Annotated in this window: 5 protein-coding genes; all 5 read left to right on the top strand. The window is 70.6% G+C overall.

What is annotated here, in order from left to right; genetic code table 11:
• Positions 1–1,967 (top strand): translation initiation factor IF-2 (infB, locus tag B7767_RS08530; protein ID WP_085571640.1); only part of this gene is annotated, 1,967 nt, incomplete at its 5' end.
• A 201-nt stretch (positions 1,968–2,168) separates the two neighbouring features.
• Positions 2,169–2,462, top strand: coding sequence for a DUF503 domain-containing protein (locus B7767_RS08535; protein WP_030871751.1), 294 nt, complete (start codon positions 2,169–2,171; stop codon positions 2,460–2,462).
• A 49-nt stretch (positions 2,463–2,511) separates the two neighbouring features.
• On the top strand, positions 2,512–2,961 hold the full coding sequence (gene rbfA / locus B7767_RS08540) for a 30S ribosome-binding factor RbfA (RefSeq protein WP_085571641.1): 450 nt from the start codon (positions 2,512–2,514) through the stop codon (positions 2,959–2,961).
• Positions 2,958–3,863 (top strand): tRNA pseudouridine(55) synthase TruB, encoded by a 906-nt coding sequence (gene truB / locus B7767_RS08545; protein ID WP_085571642.1) that lies wholly within the window; start codon positions 2,958–2,960, stop codon positions 3,861–3,863. Before rbfA ends, truB begins: the two co-directional genes overlap by 4 nt.
• Before the next feature lie 245 nt (positions 3,864–4,108).
• The coding region (locus tag B7767_RS08550; protein WP_256923361.1) for a serine protease at positions 4,109–4,580 on the top strand (472 nt) is incomplete at its 3' end.

The raw sequence follows: 4,580 nt of genomic DNA on the forward strand, positions 1-4,580 counted from the left end.
GCTTCGGCGGCCGTCCCGGCGGTCCCGGCGGCCGTGGTGGCACGCAGGGCGCCTTCGGTCGTCCCGGCGGTCCCGCGCGTCGCGGCCGCAAGTCGAAGCGGCAGAGGCGCCAGGAGTACGAGGCCATGCAGGCCCCGTCGGTCGGCGGCGTGATGCTGCCTCGCGGCAACGGCGAGACCATTCGCCTGTCGCGCGGTGCCTCGCTCACCGACTTCGCGGAGAAGATCAACGCCAACCCGGCGTCGCTCGTCGCGGTCATGATGAACCTCGGCGAGATGGTCACCGCGACCCAGTCCGTCTCCGACGAGACGCTCCAGCTCCTCGCCGGCGAGATGAACTACACGGTTCAGATCGTCAGCCCGGAGGAGGAGGACCGCGAGCTGCTCGAGTCCTTCGACCTGGAGTTCGGCGAGGACGAGGGCGACGAGGAGGACCTGGTGGTCCGCCCGCCGGTCGTCACCGTCATGGGTCACGTCGACCACGGAAAGACCCGCCTCCTCGACGCCATCCGCAAGACGAACGTCATCGCGGGCGAGGCCGGCGGCATCACCCAGCACATCGGTGCCTACCAGGTCGCGACCGAGGTCAACGAAGAAGAGCGCAAGATCACCTTCATCGACACCCCGGGTCACGAGGCGTTCACCGCCATGCGTGCCCGTGGTGCGCGCTCGACCGACATCGCGATCCTGGTCGTCGCGGCCAACGACGGCGTCATGCCGCAGACGGTCGAGGCGCTCAACCACGCCAAGGCGGCCGACGTCCCGATCGTCGTCGCGGTCAACAAGATCGACGTCGAGGGCGCCGACCCGACCAAGGTGCGCGGTCAGCTGACCGAGTACGGCCTGGTGGCCGAGGAGTACGGCGGCGACACCATGTTCGTCGACATCTCCGCCAAGCAGGGTCTGCACATCGACAGCCTCCTCGAGGCCGTCATCCTCACCGCGGACGCCTCGCTCGACCTGCGGGCCAACCCCGAGCAGGACGCGCAGGGCATCTCGATCGAGTCCCGGCTCGACCGCGGCCGCGGTGCCGTGGCGACCGTCCTCGTCCAGCGAGGCACGCTGCGGGTCGGCGACACGATGGTGGTGGGCGACGCCTACGGCCGCGTGCGCGCCATGCTCGACGACAACGGCAACAACGTCGCCGAGGCGGGCCCGTCGACGCCGGTCCAGGTCCTGGGCCTGACCAACGTCCCGGGTGCGGGCGACAACTTCATCGTCGTCGACGAGGACCGTACGGCCCGTCAGATCGCCGAGAAGCGCGCCGCCCGTGAGCGCAACGCCGCGTTCGCCAAGCGCACGCGCCGCGTGTCGCTGGAGGACCTGGACAAGGTGCTCAAGGCCGGCGAGGTCCAGCAGCTGAACCTGATCATCAAGGGTGACGCTTCCGGTTCGGTCGAGGCCCTCGAGTCCTCGCTGCTCCAGCTGGACGTCGGCGAAGAGGTCGACATCCGCGTCCTGCACCGCGGCGTCGGTGCGGTCACGGAGTCCGACATCGACCTGGCGATGGGCTCCGACGCCATCGTGATCGGCTTCAACGTGCGCGCCGCCGGGCGTGCCGCGCAGATGGCCGAGCGCGAGGGTGTGGACGTCCGGTACTACTCGGTCATCTACCAGGCGATCGAGGAGATCGAGGCGGCCCTCAAGGGCATGCTCAAGCCGGAGTACGAAGAGGTCGAGCTCGGCACGGCGGAGATCCGCGAGGTCTTCCGCTCGTCCAAGCTGGGCAACATCGCGGGTGTGCTCATCCGCTCCGGCGAGGTCAGGCGCAACACCAAGGCGCGCCTGCTGCGCGATGGCAAGGTCATCGCGGAGAACCTCAACATCGAGGGTCTGCGTCGCTTCAAGGACGACGTCACCGAGATCCGCGAAGGCTACGAGGGCGGTATCAACCTCGGAAACTTCAACGACATCAAGGTCGACGACGTCATCGCGACGTACGAGATGCGCGAGAAGCCGCGGGTGTAACACCCCACGGTGTGTGCCGGCCGGCGGGACCCACCCGGGTCCCGCCGGCCGGCGCGTGTGTGCGCGGACGCACGGCGGCGCGGCCGGCGGAGCACAATATCCGTCGATCGCCGCGCACCCTTCGTTGTACGGTTCTGATGTCCCTGCCCACCACGGATGGCGGGGCCATCGATCCCGTACCGGCGGGTGAACCGGTTGCACATGTATGTGGGGACGCTGTCCTTCGACCTCCTCCTCGGCGACGTACATTCGCTGAAGGAGAAGCGCTCCGTCGTCCGCCCGATCGTCGCCGAGCTCCAGCGCAAGTACGCGGTGAGCGCGGCCGAGGTGGATCACATGGACCTCCATCGCCGGGCGGTCATCGGCCTGGCCATGGTGTCCGGCGACGCGGGGCACCTGACCGACGTACTGGACCGCTGCGAGCGGCTGGTCGCCGGGCGCCCGGAGGTGGAACTGCTGTCCGTCAGGCGGCGCTTCCACGGTGAAGACGACTGACGACCACAGCCCAGAGATACGCAGACAGGAAAGAACGGGAGACGGACCAGTGGCCGACAACGCGCGGGCGAAAAGGCTGGCGGACCTCATCCGAGAGGTGGTGGCCCAGAAGCTGCAGCGCGGGATCAAGGACCCGCGGCTCGGCTCGCACGTCACCATCACGGACACCCGGGTCACGGGTGACCTCAGGGAGGCGACCGTCTTCTACACGGTGTACGGGGACGACGAGGAGCGCAAGGCCGCCGCGGCGGGCCTGGAGAGCGCCAAGGGCGTCCTGCGCTCCGAGGTGGGCCGGGCGGCGGGCGTGAAGTTCACGCCGACCCTGGCCTTCGTCATGGACGCGCTCCCGGACACGGCGCGCAACATCGAGGACCTCCTCGACAAGGCGCGCCAGTCCGACGCGAAGGTGCGCGAGGCGTCCGCGGGCGCCACGTACGCCGGCGGGGCCGACCCGTACCGCAAGCCGGAAGACGACGAGACGGACGACACCGCCGAATGAACCGGAAGCCCACCACGCCCGACGGCCTTGTCATCGTCGACAAGCCGTCGGGCTTCACTTCGCACGACGTGGTCGCCAAGATGCGCGGCATCGCGCGCACCCGGCGCGTCGGCCACGCCGGCACCCTCGACCCGATGGCGACGGGCGTCCTCGTCCTCGGCGTCGAGAGGGCGACCAAGCTCCTCGGCCACCTCGCGCTGACCGAGAAGGAGTACCTCGGCACGATCCGGCTCGGGCAGAACACGCTCACCGACGACGCCGAGGGGGAGATCACCTCCTCCACCGACGCCTCCGCGGTCACCCGCGAGGGCATCGACGCCGGCGTCGCCGGGCTGACCGGCGACATCATGCAGGTGCCGTCCAAGGTCAGCGCCATCAAGATCAACGGGGTGCGCTCCTACAAGCGGGCCCGGGAGGGCGAGGAGTTCGACATCCCCGCCCGGCCGGTCACCGTCTCCTCGTTCTCCGTGTACGACGTCCGGGAGGCGGTCGCCGAGGACGGCACCCCGGTGCTGGACCTGGTGGTGTCGGTCGTCTGCTCCTCCGGCACCTACATCCGCGCCCTCGCCCGCGACCTGGGCGCCGGCCTGGGCGTCGGCGGGCACCTCACCGCACTGCGCCGCACCCGCGTCGGGCCGTACAAGCTGGACTCCGCGAAGACGCTGGACCAGCTCCAGCAGGAGCTGACGGTGATGCCGATCGCCGAGGCCGCCACGGCCGCGTTCCCGCGCTGGGACGTCGACGACCGGCGGGCCAAGCTGCTCACCAACGGGGTGCGCCTCGAGATGCCCGAGGAGTACTCCGGCTCCGGAGCCGTGGCCGTGTTCGGCCCCGAGCGCCGGTTCCTGGCCCTCGTCGAGGAGCAGCGGGGCAAGGCGAAGAGCCTGGCCGTCTTCGGCTGACACGCCGACGGACCCGCCCGTGGAGCGGCGTCACGGGGATGGACATGACGCCGCTCCACGGTCCCCCTCGGTTCCCCCACCCCTAGGGTTATCCATCCGCCCCCGCCTGTTCACCCGTAAGTGCGGGCGCTCGGAGTGAACCGGGGGAGCGGAAGGGGGCGCGTTCACCGGGCGATCTGTCCCGCTGATCATCTCGGCCCTACTGTCGCAGCCAAGGGCACGGATGCGCGACGGGAGGCTCGACGATGCCGTCCCCCTACGAATACGAACCCCGTCACGAACGGGAGATCCCGGACGACGCTCCGGGCCCGTGCGACGTCCTGGTCCGACTGCACGACCTCGCCGGCCGGCCGCGCGGCACCGGTTTCGTGGCCGATCACCACGGCACGGTGATCACCGCTCACGAGGCGGTCGACGGTCTGCCCCGGCTCGTGCTGCACACGGCGGCCGGCCGCCGGTGCGTGGTGACCGCGGACGCGGTGACCCCGCTGCCCGCGCTCGGCCTGGCCCTGGTCCGCAGCGAGGGGCTCGGCGTCGCACCGCTGCCGGTCACCACACGGCGCGCCGTCCTGCCCGGCACCTATGTGCGGATCCCAGCCGGAGGCTGGCGCGAGGCGCGCGTGCTGGGGACGGGCCCCGTGACCTACACCGCCACCGACCGCGCGTACGCACTGGGTGACGCCCTGGAACTGGCGGTCGGCACCGCGGGCCGGGACG

The organism is Streptomyces sp. 13-12-16 (genome assembly GCF_002114215.1).
Taxonomy (GTDB): Bacteria; Actinomycetota; Actinomycetes; order Streptomycetales; family Streptomycetaceae; genus Streptomyces.

What these genes read in the sequence shown, in the direction of transcription:
- B7767_RS08535 (WP_030871751.1), top strand. Translation starts at nt 2,169, where the DNA reads ATGTATGTGGGGACGCTGTCCTTCGACCTCCTCCTCGGCGACGTACAT.
- truB (WP_085571642.1), top strand. Translation starts at nt 2,958, where the DNA reads ATGAACCGGAAGCCCACCACGCCCGACGGCCTTGTCATCGTCGACAAG.